We start from the raw sequence: 1,435 nt of genomic DNA on the forward strand, positions 1-1,435 counted from the left end.
GGCTCTTCGCAAACGAGAGTGTAGGCCGATGAATTTCAAACAAGGCGAGTCGCTACCCGGATAGACGTCGAGGTCTCCCGATGATGGAAGTTCTCACACAAGCCATCCGAAAGACCTCGACGTGGACAACCCTATATTCTCGACGCCTGACCTCACGACATTCGCTCGACTCGACACCCTTGACCTGACCTGCATCGGCCAACACATCACCGCCCACAAAGCGGTGCTGAAATGCCGACCGAACACCACCGATGAATGGTGCCGACGATGTAGCGGCCACGGCGAAGTCCGCGACACTGTTCTGCGTCGACTGGCACACGAACCCTTCGGGCACAGGCCCACGACACTGCATATTCGCCTGCGTCGCTACAAGTGCATCGAATGCGGCCACGTGTGGCGCCAGGACACCACCACCGCGGCGCCAGCCCGGGCCAAGATCTCGCGAGCTGGACTCGATTGGGCACTGCGTGCTCTCGTTGTTGATCACGACACCATGTCCGTGATCGCGAAGAAGCTCGCGGTGTCCTGGCATACCGCGAACTCCGCGGTCCTGGCCGAAGGACAACGAGTACTCATCAGCAATCCGACTCGCTTCGACAACGTCACAGTCATCGGCGTCGACGAACACGTGTGGCGACACACCAGACGCGGGGACAAATACGTCACGGTCGTCATCGATCTCACCCCGATCAGCCAGGGAACAGGCCCAGCACGCCTACTCGACATAGTGCCCGGCCGGTCGAAACAAGTCTTCAAACAATGGCTGGCCGCCCGCCCCAAGTCCTGGCGCGATGCCATCGAAGTCGTCGCGATGGACGGATTCTCCGGGTTCAAAACAGCCGCCGCCGAGGAACTACCCGATGCTGTGGAAGTCATGGACCCATTCCACGTCGTCAAGCTCGCCGGTGATGCCCTTGACGAGGCCCGACGCCGCATCCAGCAAGAGACGACAGGCCATCGCGGTCGGGCGAAGGATCCGTTATATCGGGCGCGCAGGACGCTGCATACGGGCACCAGTCTGCTCACGACCAAGCAGCAAGCCAGGGTCGTGAAGCTCTTCGCTGACGACAATCTCACTGAAGTCGAAGTCACCTGGAGCGTCTACCAGGACATCGTGGCTGCATACAGAGCCGAGGACCGCAACGAGGGTAAAAGGCTTCTTCAGGAAGTCATCGATACCCTGGCGTCGGGTCTACCAGCAGGATTGGTCGAGCTGAAGCGGTTAGGACGAACGTTGAAACGACGAGCAGCCGACGTGTTGGCGTTCTTCACCAGGCCCGGAACGTCGAACGGGCCCACCGAGGCCATCAACGGAAGGCTCGAGCATCTGCGGGGATCGGCACTCGGTTTCCGCAATCTCACTCATTACATCGCCAGGTGCTTACTCGAATCCGGTGGTTTCAGGCCGCTTCTACACTCTTATTTACGATGAGCC

1 protein-coding gene is annotated in these 1,435 nt (G+C 59.9%); it reads left to right on the top strand.

All coding sequences use genetic code 11. From position 1 onward, the window contains the following. Positions 1 to 121: 121 nt before the first annotated feature. On the top strand, positions 122 to 1,432 hold the full coding sequence (locus INT40_RS20310) for an ISL3 family transposase (protein ID WP_193073272.1): 1,311 nt from the start codon (positions 122 to 124) through the stop codon (positions 1,430 to 1,432). Positions 1,433 to 1,435 lie beyond the last annotated feature (3 nt).

This window comes from Brevibacterium sp. FME17 (genome assembly GCF_014897515.1).
In the GTDB taxonomy this organism is placed as follows: Bacteria; Actinomycetota; Actinomycetes; order Actinomycetales; family Brevibacteriaceae; genus Brevibacterium.